The 14,896-nt window shown below is 70.1% G+C and carries 13 protein-coding genes; 7 read left to right on the forward strand and 6 right to left on the reverse strand.

The window, feature by feature from the left end:
- The first annotated feature begins 116 nt into the window (after positions 1-116).
- The 6 genes from ACWED2_RS19240 (at position 117) to pstB (ending at position 6,023) form a co-directional block, all read left to right on the forward strand.
- Positions 117-869: a response regulator transcription factor gene (locus ACWED2_RS19240; protein ID WP_449691838.1), complete on the forward strand. Its 753-nt coding sequence runs from the start codon at positions 117-119 to the stop codon at positions 867-869.
- 70 nt (positions 870-939) lie between these two features.
- Positions 940-1,839 carry a mycothiol synthase gene (mshD, locus tag ACWED2_RS19245; RefSeq protein WP_449691839.1) on the forward strand — a complete coding sequence of 300 codons (900 nt, stop codon included), beginning with the start codon at positions 940-942 and terminating at the stop codon, positions 1,837-1,839.
- A 225-nt stretch (positions 1,840-2,064) separates the two neighbouring features.
- Positions 2,065-3,195, forward strand: a complete 1,131-nt coding sequence (gene pstS / locus ACWED2_RS19250) for a phosphate ABC transporter substrate-binding protein PstS (protein ID WP_449691840.1) — start codon at positions 2,065-2,067, stop codon at positions 3,193-3,195.
- Positions 3,196-3,392: 197 nt separating this feature from the next.
- Positions 3,393-4,313 (forward strand): phosphate ABC transporter permease subunit PstC, encoded by a 921-nt coding sequence (gene pstC, locus ACWED2_RS19255; RefSeq protein ID WP_449691953.1) that lies wholly within the window; start codon positions 3,393-3,395, stop codon positions 4,311-4,313.
- A 2-nt stretch (positions 4,314-4,315) separates the two neighbouring features.
- A complete protein-coding gene (gene pstA, locus ACWED2_RS19260; protein WP_449691841.1) occupies positions 4,316-5,236 on the forward strand; it encodes a phosphate ABC transporter permease PstA in 921 nt (306 codons plus the stop codon).
- 10 nt (positions 5,237-5,246) lie between these two features.
- The gene (gene pstB / locus ACWED2_RS19265; RefSeq protein WP_125308653.1) at positions 5,247-6,023 is read left to right on the forward strand and encodes a phosphate ABC transporter ATP-binding protein PstB; all 777 of its coding nucleotides are present in this window, start codon (positions 5,247-5,249) and stop codon (positions 6,021-6,023) included.
- A 60-nt stretch (positions 6,024-6,083) separates the two neighbouring features.
- Here the strand turns inward: pstB and phoU are convergent, their stop codons facing one another.
- Both phoU and ACWED2_RS19275 read right to left on the reverse strand, forming a co-directional pair.
- A complete protein-coding gene (phoU, locus tag ACWED2_RS19270; protein ID WP_449691842.1) occupies positions 6,084-6,749 on the reverse strand; it encodes a phosphate signaling complex protein PhoU in 666 nt (221 codons plus the stop codon).
- Positions 6,750-6,832: 83 nt separating this feature from the next.
- The gene (locus tag ACWED2_RS19275) at positions 6,833-8,221 is read right to left on the reverse strand and encodes an LCP family protein (protein ID WP_449691843.1); all 1,389 of its coding nucleotides are present in this window, start codon (positions 8,219-8,221) and stop codon (positions 6,833-6,835) included.
- Between the two features lie 613 nt (positions 8,222-8,834).
- On the opposite strand from ACWED2_RS19275, the gene ACWED2_RS19280 reads away from it, so the two are divergent.
- Entirely contained in the window at positions 8,835-9,134 is a 300-nt protein-coding gene (locus ACWED2_RS19280; protein WP_449691844.1) for a hypothetical protein, read from the forward strand.
- A 515-nt stretch (positions 9,135-9,649) separates the two neighbouring features.
- On the opposite strand, the gene ACWED2_RS19285 is transcribed toward ACWED2_RS19280, so the two are convergent.
- The 4 genes from ACWED2_RS19285 to ACWED2_RS19300 form a co-directional block, all read right to left on the reverse strand.
- Complete coding sequence (locus tag ACWED2_RS19285) at positions 9,650-10,339, reverse strand: GGDEF domain-containing protein (RefSeq protein WP_449691845.1); 690 nt, start codon at positions 10,337-10,339, stop codon at positions 9,650-9,652.
- 105 nt (positions 10,340-10,444) lie between these two features.
- A complete protein-coding gene (gene idi, locus ACWED2_RS19290; RefSeq protein WP_449691846.1) occupies positions 10,445-11,008 on the reverse strand; it encodes an isopentenyl-diphosphate Delta-isomerase in 564 nt (187 codons plus the stop codon).
- Between the two features lie 87 nt (positions 11,009-11,095).
- Complete coding sequence (locus ACWED2_RS19295) at positions 11,096-11,929, reverse strand: alpha/beta fold hydrolase (RefSeq protein WP_449691847.1); 834 nt, start codon at positions 11,927-11,929, stop codon at positions 11,096-11,098.
- Complete coding sequence (locus ACWED2_RS19300) at positions 11,926-14,889, reverse strand: NACHT domain-containing protein (RefSeq protein ID WP_449691848.1); 2,964 nt, start codon at positions 14,887-14,889, stop codon at positions 11,926-11,928. The genes ACWED2_RS19295 and ACWED2_RS19300 overlap by 4 nt, the downstream gene beginning before the upstream one ends.
- Positions 14,890-14,896: the final 7 nt, after the last annotated feature.

Raw genomic sequence — 14,896 nt, forward strand, 5'->3', positions numbered from 1 at the left:
TCCTCCAGGTGTGATCGATCCAGCAAGGGTTAGGTGCCCGGCCGTTCAGCCGCTATTCTCACTTAGCACCGAACAACGCCGCTGTGCGGCGACGACTCGAGAAGGCGGTGCGGCTGATGAGCCTGGACCTTCTGGTACTGACTGCGGAGGCCGACGCCACCTCGGTGCTTCCCGCACTGGACCTGCTGCCGCACACCGTACGCGTCCGCGCTCCCGAGGTGACGGCCCTGCTCGACGCCGGTCACCGTGACGTCATCCTGCTCGACGCCCGCAGCGACCTGGCCTCGGCGAAGAGCCTCTGCCGCCTGCTCAAGGGCACCGGCGAGGAGGAGGCGGCCACCCCGATCATCGCGGTCGTCGGCGAAGGCGGGCTCGTGGCGGTCAGCGCCGAGTGGCGCACCGACGACATCCTGCTCCCCACCGCCGGCCCGGCCGAGGTCGACGCCCGGCTGCGGCTGGTGACGACCCGCGACGGCGGCTCCGCGCAGGTCGACGCCGAGCTGCGGGTCGGCGAGCTGGTGATCGACGAGGCGACCTACACCGCGCGCCTGCGCAAGCGCACCCTCGAGCTCACCTACAAGGAGTTCGAGCTGCTCAAGTACCTCGCGCAGCACGCGGGCCGGGTGTTCACCCGCGCCCAGCTGCTGCAGGAGGTCTGGGGCTACGACTTCTTCGGTGGCACCCGCACGGTCGACGTGCACGTCCGGCGGCTGCGCGCCAAGCTCGGCCCCGAGCACGAGCAGATGATCGGCACCGTGCGCAACGTCGGCTACAAGTTCGAGCGGCCGGCCAAGAGCGGCGGCGGCCCGCGCCCGGGGGTGCCGGCCCAGGCCGAAGCGCCCGCCGAGACCCCCGAACTCGCTCACTGACGACGTCCCCACCTTCACCTGGACGCGGTGACAACCGTCGCGTTGCTTCTGTCGCGGGTACGGTCGCAGGGTGACCGGAGAGTGGCGGCAGGAACTGGACGAAAAGCAGCTCGCGGACGTGCGGGGGCTGCTGCTGGCCGTGCGTGAAGCCGACGGGCGGCCCGAGGTCGAGCCCGAAGGCGCGCTGCCCGGCGAGTTCGACGGCGGTGAGCACCTCGTCGCCTGCGTCGAGGGCGAGGTCGTCGGCTACGCCCACCTCGACACCACCGGCGACTCCTTCGGGCACCAGGTCGCCGAGCTGTTCGTGCACCCGGCCCACCGCGATCGCGGCTACGGCGCGAAGCTGCTGCAGGCGGTCGACGAGCGGGCCGCGGTCGGCTTCCGCGTCTGGGCCCACGGCGACCACCCGGCCGCGCGGAAGCTGGCGGTGAAGACCGGCCTCGAGCGCAAGCGCGAGCTGCTGATCCTGCACGTCGACGTCGAAGGCGCGGTTTGGCCGGAGCCGGTGCTGCGCGACGGCGTCTCGCTGCGGACGTTCGTGCCGGGCCAGGACGAGGACGCGGTGGTCCGGGTCAACGCGCGGGCCTTCGACTGGCACCCCGAGCAGGGCGCGCTGACCGCCGACGACATCCGGGCCGACGAACGGCGGCCGTGGTTCGACGCGGACGGCTTCTTCCTCGCTGAAGAGGCGGGCACGGTCATCGGCTTCCACTGGACGAAGGTGCACGAGCCGACGCCGGGCCGGTTCGGCGGCGAGCGCGTCGGCGAGGTGTACGTCGTCGGCGTCGACCCGGCCGCGCAGGGCGGCGGGCTCGGGCGGGCGCTCACGCTCGCCGGGCTGCGGTACCTCGCGAGCCGCGGGCTGCGGCAGATCATCCTGTACGTCGAGGGCGACAACGCGCCGGCGTTGGCGGTCTACACCAAGCTCGGGTTTGCCCGTCACGAAACCGACGTCCAGTACGGTCGGTGACCACGGTCGACGCGCTGCGAGCACTTCGTCACTGACGGCATACGCGCAGGTCACGGCCCGGACACGGCGGCCTCTCGGGGTAGTAGCACTGCTCACACCCGGGGGTCTGTTCACTTTGCGTTCATCTGGAGAGGGGCACCCGTCCACCGGGGCTGCCTAATGTCCGGATCCGGCGCGGCAGCACGCCGCGACGACCCGGTCAAGCTCCTGATGGAGGAAACAGCAGTGAAGATCATGCGGCCCCTGAGCGCGGTGGGCATCGTGGCGAGCGCCGCTCTCGTGCTCGCCGCCTGTGGCACTGACCCCGCGGCGTCCAACAGCAGCAGCTCGAACTCGGCGTCGGCGCCCGCCGCGACCGGGACCGCCGACGTGGAGTGCGGCGGCAAGAGCCCGCTGTCCGCGGAAGGCTCGTCCGCCCAGGCCAACGCCATCCAAATCTTCACGCAGCAGTACACCAAGAAGTGCGCGGGCCAGCAGGTCAACTACAACCCGAGCGGTTCCGGCGCCGGCGTGAAGCAGTTCAACGCCAACCAGATCGACTTCGGCGGTTCGGACTCCCCGATCAAGGACGCCGACGCGACGGCTGCCAAGGCCCGGTGCGGCAGCGACGCCTGGAACCTCCCGCTGGTCGTCGGCCCGATCGCGGTCGCCTACAAGCTCTCTGGCGTGGACAAGCTGGTGCTGACCCCCGAGGTCACCGCCAAGATCTTCAACGGTGGCATCAAGAACTGGAACGACCCGGCCATCAAGGCGGTCAAGGGCAACGAGAGCCTCGCCCTGCCGGACAAGCCGATCCAGGTCGTCTCCCGCTCCGACGAGTCGGGCACCACGGACAACTTCCAGAAGTACCTGAAGGCCGCTTCCAAGGGCGCCTGGACCCAGGGCGACGGCAAGGCGTTCAAGGGCGGTGTCGGCAACGGCGCGGAGAAGTCGAACGGTGTCGCCAGCGCGGTGAAGGCCGCCGACGGCGCGATCACCTACGTCGAGGGCGCCTACGCCAAGGACGGCCTCAACGCCGCCCTGATCGACAGCGGCTCCGGCGGTGTCGAGCTGACCGCGGCGAACGTGGCCAAGTCCCTGGACGCGGCGAAGTTCCTCAAGGACGGCACGAACGACCTCGCGCTGGACCTCAACGGCATCTACGCCAGCAACACCCCGGGCGCCTACCCGCTGCTGCTGACGACCTACGAGATCGTCTGCTCGAAGTACGCGGACGCGAACGTCGCGAAAGCCGTCAAGGCGTTCCTGACGGTGGCCGCGACCGAGGGCCAGCAGCCGCTGTCCGCCAAGGGCTACGTGCCGATCCCGCAGTCGCTGCAGACCAAGGTCCTGACCGCGGTCAAGGCCATCTCCTGACCGGGCGTTGCAACTGACATCCGAGTGATACAGGCTGGACAGAACTGTCGATGAGCGAGTCATCCTCGGCGCGAACGCCCACCGGCGACCCCGGTGGGCGTTCGTCGTCCGCCACGAAGCCCCCGGAGGACCCGATTTCGGAGCAACCAGGCTCACCGGCGGCCACCGCGCCGCCCGCGAGCGACAAACCGAAGAAGGTGCGGCCCGGTGACCGCATCTTCCAGAACCTGACCACCGGGGCCGGGATCTTCGTCGTCGGCCTGATCGGCCTGATCGGGCTGTTCCTGCTCATCCAGGCGATCCCGGCGCTGAAGGCGAACAAGGGCAACTTCCTGACCAACCACGGCTGGTCGACCAGCGACCCGGCGAACATGTCGTTCGGCATCCTCGACCTGCTCGAGGTGACCGTGGCGACGTCGCTCGTGGCGCTGGTCATCGCGATGCCGGTTTCGCTCGGCATCGCGCTGTTCCTGACCCAGTACGCGCCGCCGCGCCTGGCCCGGCCGTTCGCCTACGTCGTCGACCTGCTCGCCGCGGTGCCGTCGATCATCTTCGGCCTCTGGGGCATCCTGGTGTTCGCCCCGGCGATCGAGCCGTTCTCGCAGTGGATCAACGACGCGTTCTCGTGGTTCCCGCTGCTGGCGCCCGGCAACGTCGCGCCCAGCGTGCGCGGCACGATCTTCACCGCCGGCATCGTGCTGGCCGTGATGATCCTGCCGATCATCACGTCCCTGTCCCGCGAGGTGTTCGAGCGGACGCCGACCCCCCACATCGAGGGCGCGCTGGCGCTCGGCGCCACCCGGTGGGAGGTCATCCGCACCACGGTCCTGCCGTTCGGCAAGGCCGGCTACGTCGGCGCGTCCATGCTCGGCCTCGGCCGCGCGCTGGGCGAGACGATCGCGCTGGCCGTCATCCTGCTGATCCCGCAGGGCCGCAACTTCGACTGGAGCCTCTTCGACGGCGGGTCGACGTTCGCGTCGAAGATCGCCGCGAACTACAGCGAGTTCAACAACGAGGTCTCGGCCGGTGCGTACATCGCGGCCGGCCTGGTGCTGTTCGTGCTCACCTTCGTCGTGAACTTCTTCGCGCGGTCCATCATCGCCAAGAAGGGGGACTGAGCATGACCACCACCTCCTCGCTCGAAGCGCCCGCGTCGACCCCCGCGTTCCAGCAGGTCGGCCTGGGCCGCAAGGTCAAGAACGGCCTCGCGACCACGCTGGTCTGGCTGTCGTTCCTGATCGCCGTCGTCCCGCTGGTGTGGGTGCTCTACACGGTGATCGCGAACGGCATCAAGCGCATCCCGTACAGCAACTGGTGGACCCAGGACTTCGGCAGCGTCCTCTCCGACGAGGTCGGCGGCGGTGTGCTGCACGCGGTCATCGGCAGCCTGCTGCAGGGGCTCGTCTGCGCGATCATCGCGGTCCCGATCGGCATGCTGGTCGCGATCTACCTGGTGGAGTACGGCCGCGGCCGGCTCGCCAAGGTGACGACGTTCATGGTGGACATCCTCTCCGGTGTCCCGTCGATCGTCGCCGCGCTGTTCATCTACGCGCTCTGGATCACCACGCTCGGCCTGCCGCGCAGCGGCTTCGCCGTGTCGCTGGCCCTGGTGCTGCTGATGATCCCGGTGGTCGTCCGCTCGTCGGAAGAGATGCTGCGGATCGTCCCGGACGACCTGCGCGAGGCGTCCTACGCGCTGGGCGTGCCGAAGTGGAAGACGATCATGAAGATCGTGCTGCCCACGGCGCTGTCGGGCATCATCGGCGGCATCATGATGGCGCTGGCGCGCGTGATGGGCGAGACGGCGCCGCTGCTGGTGCTCGTCGGCTACTCGGCCTACGTCAACTGGGACATCTTCAGCGGCGAGCAGGCCGCGCTGCCGCTGGTGATGAACAACGAACGAGTCACCAACTCGATGGAGCCCGGCTCGGTCGGCTTCGACCGGATCTGGGGCGCGGCACTGACCCTGGTGCTCATCATCGCGCTGATCAACCTCCTCGCCACCGTGTTCGCGCGCCTCGTCGCCCCGAAGAAGAAGTGAGCTGTTCCTGATGGCCAAGCGAATCGATGTCAAGGACGTCGACATCTACTACGGCAAGTTCCACGCCGTGGACGGCGTCACCCTGTCGGTGCCACCGCGCAACGTCACCGCGTTCATCGGCCCGTCGGGCTGCGGCAAGTCGACGGTGCTGCGCACGCTCAACCGCATGCACGAAGTGATCCCCGGCGCCCGCGTGGACGGCCAGGTGCTGCTCGACGGCGAGGACATCTACGCGTCGTCCGTCGACCCGGTCCAGGTGCGCCGCACGATCGGCATGGTGTTCCAGCGCCCCAACCCGTTCCCGACGATGTCCATCAAGGACAACGTCGTCGCCGGGCTGAAGCTGGGCGGCACCAAGGGCAAGAAGACCCTCGACGACATCGCCGAGCGCGCCCTGCGCGGCGCGAACCTCTGGAACGAGGTCAAGGACCGCCTCAACAAGCCGGGCGGCGGGCTGTCGGGTGGTCAGCAGCAGCGGCTGTGCATCGCGCGGGCGATCGCGGTCCAGCCGGACGTGCTGCTGATGGACGAGCCGTGCTCGGCCCTGGACCCGATTTCCACGCTGGCGATCGAGGACCTGATCGGTGAGCTGAAGAAGGACTACACGATCGTCATCGTCACGCACAACATGCAGCAGGCGGCCCGGGTTTCCGACCAGACGGCGTTCTTCAACCTCGCCGGCGTCGGCCAGCCCGGCCGGCTGGTGGAACTGAACGACACGGAGAAGATCTTCTCCAACCCGGACGAAAAGGCCACGGAGGACTACATTTCCGGCCGCTTCGGCTGAGTCCTCAATGGAATGAAAATGCCCCCGGCCGCGGCCGGGGGCATTTTTCGTTGGCAGCGCTCAGATTTCGTCGTCGGTGCCGTAGCCCGGCATCTTGCCGGTGACCACGAAGATCATCCGCTTCGCGACCGAGACGGCGTGGTCGGCGTAGCGCTCGTAGAACCGGCCCAGCAGCGTCACGTCGACCGCCGAGGCGACGCCGTACGGCCATTCGCGGTCCATGATGACGGTGAACAGGTGCCGGTGGATGTCGTCCACCTGGTCGTCGTCGGACTCGATCGTCTTCGCCGCTTCGACGTCCTTGGAGTGGATGACCTGCTCGACCTGGCGGGCCAGCTTGACCGCCACCTCGCCCATCTCGGCGAAGTACGGGCGCACGGACTCCGGCAGCACCTGCTCCGGGTGGCGGCGCCGGGCGGCCTTCGCGACGTGCAGCGCCAGGTCGCCCATGCGCTCCAGGCTTTCGGCGGCGTGGATCGCCGCGAGCACCGTGCGCAGATCGGTCGCCACCGGCGCCTGGAGGGCCAGCAGGGCGTACGCCTGCTCCTCGCACTGGGCGCGGGCGTCGTCGACCTTCGAGTCGTCGCTGATCACCTGCTCGGCGAGACTGAGGTCGGCCTCCAGGAGGGCGCGCGTGGCGCGCTCCATGGCGTCGGCGACCTGGACCGACATCCCCGCCAGGTGGTCGGCGAGCTGTTCGAGTTCGACATGGTAGGCCTCACGCATGGCCCAACCCTACGGCCAACCGTGGCCGAATACCGCATCGCCGGGTGAACCGCACGTGAACCCGGACTAACGATCCTCGCGGATCAGCCCGTGGAGGTGCTCTTCCGGGTGCTGGTCGGCTTCGAGCTGCTGCTGCTCTTCGGCTTCGACGTACTGGTCGGCGGCGCCTGCTCGGTGCGCGGGATCGGCGCGTTCGGGTCGGGCAGCGGGGTGTTGTTGCGCAGCGCGTCGAAGAGGGCCTTCGTCTTGCTGAGGACGAGCACCTCGTTGCCGCGGCTGTTGGCGATGCCGACCGTCGGGATGGTGAGGAAGGTGATCTTCGACGGGTCCAGGCCCTTCATCGACTGCGCCAGCGTCATCATCTGCTTGACGCCGAGGTTGTCGCCGAAGGTGGCCTTCGCGAAGGCGCTGATGAAGTCGCTGAGCTTGCCGGGGTCGAGCACGACGTCCGACGACATGACCTTCTTCAGCAACGCACCGATGAACGCCTGCTGCCGCTTGATCCGGTCGTAGTCCGACTTCGACACGTCGGCCTTGACGTGCCGCGCGCGCACGAAGTTCAGCGCCTGGTCGCCGGAGATCGTCACGTCACCGGTCTGCATCAGGACCTTGCCGAGGATCTCGTCGTCGATCGGTTTGTCGACGTGGACGGTGACCCCGTGCACGGCGTCGACCATTTCCTTGAAGCCGTTGAAGTCGATGCCGACGAAGTGGTTGATCCGCAGGCCGGTGATCTGCTGGATCACTTTGGTCACGCAGGGCGGCCCGCCCACCGCGTAGGCGGTGTTGAGCTTGGCGATCTTCTGCCGTGGGGAGACCTGGTTGGTCGTCTTGTTCTGCGCCGGGTCCCAGCGCTGGCAGTCGGGCCGGTCGATCTCGAGGTCGCGCGGGAACGACGTGACGACGACCCGCTTCCGGTCGGCCGGGATGTGCGCCACCATCACGGTGTCGCTTCGCGCGCCGGAGACGGTGTCGGCGGTGCCGAGGCCTTCCTCGGCGGACGCCCCGTCGCGGGTGTCGGAGCCGACCATCAGGAAGTTCTCGTCGTTGGCCTGCGCCTCGGCGTCCTGGATGTCGGACGAGTTCTCGTCGAGCGCGGAGACCTGGGTGAACTTGGCGTCGAAGTAGGTCTGCGCGCCCCAGGCGCCCCCGACGCCGAGGAAGACGAGCCCGGCCACCACGGCGGCGGCGATCCGTCCGGCCAGCGCCGACCGCCGCTTCTTCTCCCGCAGCCGGGTCTGCTCGGCTTCCGCTCGGGCCTCTTCGGCCGAAGGTGCCGTCGTGACAACGCGCTGCAGGGCGGTGCGGGTGCTCTCGAGCAGCGAGGTGGGCGAGAGCCGTTCACGGCGTTCGCGCCGCTTGGCTTCCTCGGCTTCCATCTCGTCGTGCGCGGCGGAGAACCGGGCGAGGGTGTGATCGATCTTGCGCCGGTACTGGGTCGCCTCGTCGATCGCTTCCATTTCGTCGGTCATGGTCAGCGGATCGAGGGAGGCCCGCGGCGGCGCACCGGCGACGGCCTCGCCACGCCGGGGCGCGGGGCTGTCGGGGGTGGAAGCAGCATCGGCCGGGGCGGCGGTGCGCCGGGAGACGGGGTTTTCCGCGGTGCGGCGCGGTGCCGGCCCGTCGGCGGCGGCACGCTGCGGCGTGGCTTCTGCGGTGGTGCGGCGGGTTGCTGGGCCGTCTGCGGCGGCGCGCTGGGGCGTGGCTTCTGCGGTGGTGCGGCGGGGTGCCGGGCCGTCGGCGGCGGCGCGCTGCGGCGTGGCTCCTTCGGCGGTGCGGCGCGACCCCGGTCCATCCGCGGCGGGGTGCGGCGTGGCCGCGTCGGCCGGAGCCGGGCGGCGGCCCGCCGGAACCTCGCCGGTGGCCGGCCCGCGGCGGGGCGCCGGGCTGTCCGGTGTGGTGCGCGGGGGTACCGCTGCCTCGGCCGACGGCATCGGGCGCCGGGGCGCGGGACTCTCGGTCGCGGGGTGCTGGGGTGCGGCCGTGTCGGCGGGAGCTGCCGGGCGGCGGCCTGCCGGGACCTCGCCGGTAGCCGGGCCGCGGCGGGGCGCGGGACTCTCGGTCGCGGGGTGCTGGGGTGCGGCCGTGTCGGCGGGAGCTGCTGGGCGGCGGCCTGCCGGGACCTCGCCGGTGGCCGGGCCGCGGCGGGGCGCCGGGCTGTCCGGGGCCGGCCGCCGCGGCGTGGCCGCGCGGCGGGTCGGGGCGCTGTCGGCCTGCGGTGCCTCGGCCGCCGGGCGGCGGGGGCGCCTGGGCGGCTGCTGCGCGGCCGACGTCTGCTGGGGGCCCGGGTTCGCGGCCGGCGGGCGCCTCTGGAGCGGGGCCTCCGGCAACGGGGCCGCGGCCGTCGTGCGGCGAGGCTGGCGGGGTCGCGGGGTGCGCGGTTGACGAGTGGCGTCCGTGGGTACTGGGTCTTCGGCAGGGCTCTGCGCCGGCCTCGGGGGGCGCGGCTGCGACGACCGCGCCGGGGCCGGCGGTTCGGCGCCGCGGACGCGGCGTCCTGGCTGTTCGGAGCGGTCCTGCTGCTCGCGGGGCGGCACCGGGCGAGCGCCGGTGGTCCTGGCGACGACGTCCGAGACGCTGATCCCGCCCTGGTCCTCCATCGACCGGCGCCGTCCGGGCCGGGGCCGCGCGGGACCGTCGAGGCGGCGACCGGTTCCCGGGCTGTCGAGCTCGTCCGGCACTCGGTCTCCTTTCGCGCGATCGAAGGGTGGCTTCGACTAGGCCGTCTTCCCCCGCAGGAGGTGATCGTTCCCCCGGAGGTTTTCGTTATCGTACGGATACCCCCCGTTCGTGACGACACCCTCCCGGAATTTTCTTCACCTTGAGTCGACGAACGGCCGGTGTGGGTCGACAAACGGGTGATACCGCTTGTCGACAGACGGAGTAATGCGGCCTTTGCGTTACTCAGAGTGGGTTATTAACTGTGTCGTTTGCGCGTCGTCATAGGCGACTTTGTTGCGGCCCGCGCGTTTCGCCGCATAAAGGAGGGTGTCCGCGCGGCGCAGCTGGCGTTCCCGGGACGACGGCGTCCCCGGCTCGTGCGCCAGGCCGGCGCTGATGGTCACCCGCAGCCCCGGCTGCACCTCTGACCAGGGATGACGAGCGACGCGCAGCCGGGCGTCGTCGACGACGCGGACAGCGCGCCGCGGGTCGACCCCCGGTAGCCAGAGCACGAACTCTTCGCCGCCGTAGCGCGCGCAGAAGCCGTCCGGCGGGAGGTCTTCCTGCAGCAGATCGGCGACGCGGCGCAGGACGCGGTCGCCGACGAGATGACCGTACGTGTCGTTGATGCTCTTGAAGCGGTCGAGATCGATCAGCGCGAGCGTCAGCGGCGGGCGGTCGGTGAACGGTCCGTACAGCCGCTCGTCGAGGTAACGGCGGTTGTAGCTCGACGTCAGCGCGTCGCGGAGGCTGCCGTCGCGCGCGATGTCCAGCGCGGACCGCAGGTGCTGGTAGGCGCGCCGCCAGTCGCCCTGGGTGGCGAAGAGCCCGGCGATGGCCTCGTGCAGGCGGAGCAGGTCCGGCGGTTGCGGGCTGGCTGTCCGGCCCGGCGCGCCGTCGCCCTCGGCGACCCTCCCCACCTCCACCACCCCTTGGTTGTCGTCGTGGGGACGGCCGCGCTTGAGGTACCGGTGCGGAAGAAGATGAATTTCGCTCAAACGGGACTGTGGCAGTGACTCTCCGGAGTGTTCGCTTCAGAGTCCGGAGAACGGCTCGATGGCCTTGAGCTGCTCGTATTGGTCCTTGGCCCAGTAACTCACATTAGCCGACGGGTCGTTCAGTAGCTCCGTGTAGTCGGTCCACGCGACCCAGCGCCAGTCGCCGACCTCCTCCGGGTTCGGCGCCGGCTCGACGTCGGCCCACGCGGCGAAGACCGGGCAGAACTCGTTCTCGACGATCCCCTGGAACGGCGGCGTCCGGTAGCGGTAGCTCGGCAGCAAGCAGTGCAACCCGGACAGCGACGGCAGCCCGAGCTCGTAGTCCGCGCGGCGCCGGACGGCGTCCTCGATGGCTTCGCCGGGCGCGGGGTGGCCGCAGACGCTGTTGGTCCAGACCCCTGGCCAGACCTTCTTGTGGAGGGCGCGCTGGGTGATCAGCAGGGCGTTGTCGGCGCGCCGCAGGACGTAACACGAGAAAGCCAGGTGCAACCGGGTGTGCTCGTGGTGGCTGGCCAGCTTCGGGCCGGTCTCGCCGGTGGGCACGCCGTCTTCGGTGACGAAGACGACCTGCTCGGTCTCGGGTTCGGTCGCGGTATCCACGTGCCCCAGTGAACACGACGGCCCGCGGTCCGCCGTACCGCGAGGCGGGTGGGTTACCCGCGGTCCGCCCGGCGGGGTGACGGGCCGTCACCCCGCGTGGAGGTGCTCCACGAGCAACGTGGTGACGGCTTCCGGTGCTTCCTCGGGCACCCAGTGTGTGACGTCTTCGAGCATTTCGAAGCGGTAGGGCCCGGTGACCCAGTTGGCGGTGTCGAGCGCGGCGGTGGAGCCGAAGGAGACGTCCTCGGTGCTCCAGATGTACAGCGTCGGCACGGCGATCTTGCCGATCTTCCCACCCGGCCGCCCGGCCCGGTACCAGTTGAGGGCGGCGGTGAGCGCGCCCGGTTCGGACAGCCGCTGCACGTAGTCGTCCACCTTCGACGGCGACACACGCCGATCGAACATCTCGCGCAGCGCGCGGGCGTCGTTCTCCAGCATCCGCCGCTCGGTGACGCGGGTCTGTCGCCACTCGGTCATGTAGCGCGTGCGCAGGTGCTGGTCTTCGTCGGTCTTCATGGCCTCGGCGAGCGCGGCGGGGTGCGGAGTCGAGACGACGGCGAGGCTGCGCAGCCGTTCCGGGTGCGCATCGGCGGTCCACCAGGCGACGGCGCCACCCCAGTCGTGCCCGACGAGGTCGAACTTCGGCCAGCCGAGCGCTTCGGTGATCGCGACGACGTCCCCGACGAGGTGATCGATGGAGTAGTCGCTCGCCTGCTCGGGCCGAACGTCCGGGGAGTACCCGCGCTGATCCGGCGCGACGGCGCGGAAGCCGAGCACCCCGAGGGTGGCGACCTGGTGCTCCCACTCGATCGCGGCTTCGGGAAAGCCGTGCAGGAGAAGGACGGGCCTGCCGTCTTCGGGCCCGGCGGCGATGGCGTCGAAGGAACCGGCCTCGGTGGGGATGCTGATGTGGTCGATCACGGCTCGAATCTACTTCGCGTAGTTGAACTTCGGGTGGCTGGTATCCCTCCCTCGACCACGCTGCCGGATCCCAGAAGGTCGGCACCGACGAGCCGGGTGCCGTGGTTCACGTACACCGTGAGGCCGGACTTGCCGGCGAGTGGTGTCAAGTCGGCCTGCTCCACAGCGAGGAGGCTTACCTGCCGGAGCTTGGGCAGTACCGCGAGAGGTGCCAGATCCACTCGGTAGCAGCGCGAGAAGCGGACTTCAGTCAGGCTGTCTGCCCACCTGGTGAGGCCGGAAATATCACGAAGGTTGAGGCAGCGTTCGAAACCAAGCGCGCGCGGAGAGTCCAAAAAGGACAAGGCCTGCAAGTCTTCGAGGCCGGGAACCCGGCAAAGCGTCAGTGCGGACAAACGCCGCAGAGGAGTCAGCTCGGCGAGATCGTCGATATCGCTCAGCTGGAGGTGGTCCAGCCTCGGCAGCTCGGCAAGCCGTGCCCACCCGTGCGTCGGTACATCGGCGATGACCTCGCGTAGGGTGGGAATCCCGGCCAGTGGGCCGATATCCGTCGATTCGTAGCTGGCTTCGCCCGTCAAGAAGATGGTCTCCAGCGAGGTGCCCGCCAACTGCGAAAAGTCGAACTCGTCCGAGTCTCTGAGAGAGCAGGCGAGGTGCCTGAGATGCCGCACGTGCTTCAGGCCGGCGAGGGCGGCCGGTTCGTCGACCCACAAGTCATCGATCGGCAGATCCGCCAGCACGCGTTCGGCGAATTCGGCCTGATCGAACAGCTGCCGGGCCGCAAGCAGCTCGCTTACCACGGCCTTGTCCCGGGCCCCGCGGTAGCGGGTCAGCAGTTCCAAGGCACCGGGCCCGCCGATCAGGGCGATCGCGTGGATCGTCGCCACGGGGGTGTCGGGTTCGCAGTCGGCCAGGAGGTCGAGAACGAACTCGCCTGCTGCCGCCAGTGCCGTCGCTTCCTCACGGCTCGAGGGCGGGATCAGCGCGCCGGCGCGGTCCTCGATCTCGTTCCGCAGGCCCTCGCTCAACACCGGCGACGTTCCCAAGCACGCCAGCGCCACCAGGTCGAGCTTCAGCCGCCCCTGTTCGTCCGTGTCCCACTGGAGGATCCCGTCGAGCAGGCGCTCGCGCTGGGCTGGGTGGGCATGGCCCGCCGCCAGGACCACCACTTCGCGCCAGTCGTCCCGGTGGGCGTTCGCCGTCAGGATGCCGATGTCGTCCTCTTCGACCGCCGCCTGGGCGGCCAGGTACTCCTGGAACGTCCGGTGGACGAAGTCGATGCGGCCCGGCACCGGCTCTCGCAGCACGCCACCGCGATCGAGCAGGTGGCGGAACACCGTCCGCGGTGTCACGTCGATCTGGCCCATCGAACGCAGCCTCGCCGTGATGCGGGCTTCGGCGTCGGTGGCCGGGACGTCCGTGTGGCCGTTGCGGACCAGCCAGTACGCCAGGCTGCGCAGCAGCACCAGCTTCTCGGTCAGCGAAAGCCGGACGGAAGGCTCGATCCCTCGCTCGACGTCGCGGCTGTCGAGCAGCATGCGCAACGCGACGTCGTACAGCTCCATCCGGTTCTCCGGGAGCCGTCCGTTGCCCTGGTGGTGCAGTGCGCAGAGCAACGCGCACAGCAGCGGGTTCTCGGCGAGCCGCCGCAACGCGCTGCGGGCGCCGATCGCCGCGATCAGGGCGTCGCGTTCTTCGTCGAGCGGCTCGCCCGGCAGCGCCTGGTGCCAGCGGGTGACGAACGTCCGGACGTCGCGCGGGGTCATCGGCTGGAGCCAGACCTCGGTGAACCCCTCGTCGCGCAGCCAGCCGGCGGCCACCGCGGCCGGGCGCGTGGTGACGACGAACCGCGCGTGGGGAAACGCGCCGACGAGTTCGCGCAGCCACTCGCGCACCTCGCGGCGGCGCTCGTCCGGGACCTCGTCGAGGCCGTCGACGAGCACGACGGCCCGGCCCTGACGCAGGTGCCGCTGCACCCACCCGGGCGGCATCTCGTCGGCGATGTGCCTGCCGACCTCGTCGAGGAAGCGTTCCGGCGTCGGCAGCGGCGAGTGGCTGAACCGGCGCAGCCGCACCAGGAACGGCACGAGGTTGTCCCAGCCGTCGACGTTCTGCAGCTGCCGGCTCGCGCACTGGACGGCCAGCCACTGCAGCAGCGTCGTCTTGCCGGAGCCGGCTTCGCCGCGCAGGAGGATTCTCGACGTCCGCGGCAGTACGTGCTCGATCCGGTCGCCGGGGACGTCCTCCTCGGACGTGACGCTCAGGCTCAGGTAGGCGACCGACAGCGGGTACAGCCGGGTCGCCTCGGCCAGGCCCGCGCCGAACAGCGCCATCCGGTCGAGCGCCGTCACGACCTGGCGGCGGAAGTCCGCGGCGAAGTCGTCCGGGTGACGGCGTTCGGGCAGGGTCGCCAGCACGTTCCGGACCGTCTCGAGGATCTCCGTCTCGCGCTGGAGGATCTCGACGAGCGCGCCCGGCTGGAAACGCGGCAGGGTGCTCGTGACCTGCACCAGGTACGCGCAGCATTCCCGCAGGACTCGCTGGTACAGCTCGGTCGCGTCAGCCGACAGGAGGGTGGTGACGCCAGGGACGGTCCGGAGCAGGTAGCGGCAGAGGTACGCGGCGTCGAGGTCGGTGGCGAACAGGTCGTCGTCGGTCAGCGCGGCGCGCTCGAACGTCTCGCGCACCGCGTCCACCGCGGCCGCTCGCTCGTTCTCCGGCAAGGTGCGGAACTCGACGTCGAGGAAGGGCAGCAGCCGGTCGGCGACCCGGGACTCGAGGTTGGTGAACAGCAGCCGGAGCTTGCGGCGGTCGTTGAGGCCGGTGACCTGCTTTTCGAGCAGGTCGAGGACTTTCGCGGAGGCGTCCGCGGCGATCGTCCGATCACCCAGCCAGACCTTCGCCGCCGCTTTCACCACCGCAGTCGTCAACGCGATCGCTGATGCTTCGAGCCCGGTCACCGGGCGT

The organism is Amycolatopsis sp. NPDC005003, assembly GCF_053600695.1.

Bases quoted from the DNA above. Each gene is read 5' to 3' on its own strand.
- ACWED2_RS19240 (WP_449691838.1), top strand. From the start codon at position 117: ATGAGCCTGGACCTTCTGGTACTGACTGCGGAGGCCGACGCCACCTCG.
- pstA (WP_449691841.1), top strand. From the start codon at position 4,316: ATGACCACCACCTCCTCGCTCGAAGCGCCCGCGTCGACCCCCGCGTTC.
- pstB (WP_125308653.1), top strand. From the start codon at position 5,247: ATGGCCAAGCGAATCGATGTCAAGGACGTCGACATCTACTACGGCAAG.
- phoU (WP_449691842.1), bottom strand. From the start codon at position 6,749: ATGCGTGAGGCCTACCATGTCGAACTCGAACAGCTCGCCGACCACCTG.
- ACWED2_RS19275 (WP_449691843.1), bottom strand. From the start codon at position 8,221: ATGACCGACGAAATGGAAGCGATCGACGAGGCGACCCAGTACCGGCGC.